Here is a 1,041-nt window from a genome sequence, read left to right as displayed (position 1 = left end):
GATCCAGCCGGGGTGGGCTTTGCTCGGGCCGCCGGGGATCGGGTGGGCGGTTGTGCGGGTGAGGCGGACGGCGTCGGCGAGCGGGCCCGCAGGCGGAGCGGGCTCGGCGGCCGGGGGTGTGAGGTGGGCGCGGGCGAGCAGCAGCAGGTCGGGGACGGTGGAGTGGATGCCTCCCGCGCCTGCGAGGTCGGCCAGGCGCCAGCGTGCCGTGCGGCGGCCGAGGGCGGTGTGGCCGGGGGTCAGCCGCGCGGTCTGCTCGGGGGTGAGGGTGACGGCCGTGTCGTGGAGCTTGAGGGGGTCCGCGACCTCGGTGCGTATGAGGGTGTCGTAGTCCTGTGCGGTGTGGTGGGCGAGAGCGAGGCCGAGCAGGCCGGCGCCGAGGTTGGAGTAGTGGAAGCGCGTGCCGGGGGTGGAACGGAGCCGGGTGCGGCGCAGTCCGTCCAGCAGGAACGGGGTGGTGCAGTGGGCGTACGGGTCCTTGCTGAACAGGCCGCGGGGCATGAGGCCGCGTGGCAGCTTGGGCAGTCCGGAGGTGTGGCACGCGAGGTGTTCCAGGCGGATCGGTTCGCCGCTCCGGCCGGGGACGGCCGCGCCGTGCGGGAGGAGTGTGTACAGCGGCGCCTGGAGTGAGACCTCCTCCCGGGTCGCGAGCGTGGCGAGCGCGAGTGAGGTGAACGTCTTGCTGATGGAGCCGATCTCGAACAGCGTTGCCGGATCGGCGCCGTGGACGGCGCTGTTGTCGCCCCGGACGGCGCCGACGACCACCGCGCCGCGTTGCTTGGCGGAGAGTGTGTGTGCTGTCCGGTGGACGAGTGCGTCGAGACTGTCGCTGTGCGGCATGGTGTTCCTGGCCCCCTCTTGGGGGCCCAACTGCCCCCGGTGTGGTCCCCGTCGAGGCTACCCGGCGCGGTCAGGCGTCGTGGAGGGTGCCGGTCAGGTCCGGCCACCAGGCGCGGGCCTGGGCGTGGGACCGCACGTAGGCGTGGGTGTGCAGCCCGGTGGCGAGAGTGTCCGGTGTCAGGAGGGCGGGGAGCCGGGGGA

Annotated in this window: 1 protein-coding gene; it reads right to left on the bottom strand. The window is 73.9% G+C overall.

Going from position 1 to position 1,041, the window contains the following annotated elements; translation table 11 throughout:
* On the bottom strand, positions 1-840 hold an 840-nt coding region (locus GL263_RS27155), incomplete at its 3' end, for a serine hydrolase domain-containing protein (protein ID WP_182858379.1).
* Positions 841-1,041: the final 201 nt, after the last annotated feature.

The sequence above is a fragment of the Streptomyces durbertensis genome (assembly GCF_014156695.1).
Classification (GTDB): Bacteria; Actinomycetota; Actinomycetes; order Streptomycetales; family Streptomycetaceae; genus Streptomyces; species Streptomyces durbertensis.
Note: the sequence above shows the minus strand (reverse complement) of the source record. Positions and strands in the feature narration are given on the sequence as shown.